The sequence below is a fragment of the Bartonella sp. AA81SXKL genome (assembly GCF_042196945.1).
Taxonomy (GTDB): domain Bacteria; phylum Pseudomonadota; class Alphaproteobacteria; order Rhizobiales; family Rhizobiaceae; genus Bartonella.
In genome coordinates, this window is record NZ_JBHIRH010000434.1 from 1 (window position 1) to 529 (window position 529).

A 529-nucleotide genomic window follows, 5' to 3' on the forward strand; every position below is an offset into this window, starting at 1 on the left:
TTGTACCTTTCCTTTGTGTATTTTTACGGAGTTTGTCTCAATTTTCATTAAGTTTCACAATTTCTTGTTCATTTTCCTTTCCTTTGCCGAAAAATTTCCTAAGAATAGACGCATTCCATTTAATATATTCAAGAGAGTTTTGATTGCCTATTGTTAGGTCAATAGTTGGAGCGACTTTGGATAAGCCTTTATACCTGGCTTGAGTGCGTAAGGAAATAGTGATGAGATCGGGTTGAAGGGTAGCAATCTTCTCATAATTAGATTCGAAAAGAGTACCAATTTTTTCATATTCTGCATCATCAAATTGTTGCAAATAGATAGATTTTTTTCCTCCAGGAACACCGACAATTGCTTTGATTCCAAGGCGATTCATATTATCAAGCGACGCAAGGTCAAAGATAATGACCTTTTGGGGAGAGGTGGAAACAGTAGTGGTACCTGAAACATGATTGATGGTCACATTTGCATTTACACCTACCCATGAACATATTGCAAAGCTGATTGCAATAAGCAAGGTAAAAGTCACCCG

General features: G+C 36.9%; 1 pseudogene. It reads right to left on the reverse strand.

The features are described from left to right. Window positions 1–40: 40 nt before the first annotated feature. Window positions 41–526, reverse strand: a pseudogene (locus ACFINZ_RS12100) (iron ABC transporter substrate-binding protein); the annotation flags it as partial. Window positions 527–529: the final 3 nt, after the last annotated feature.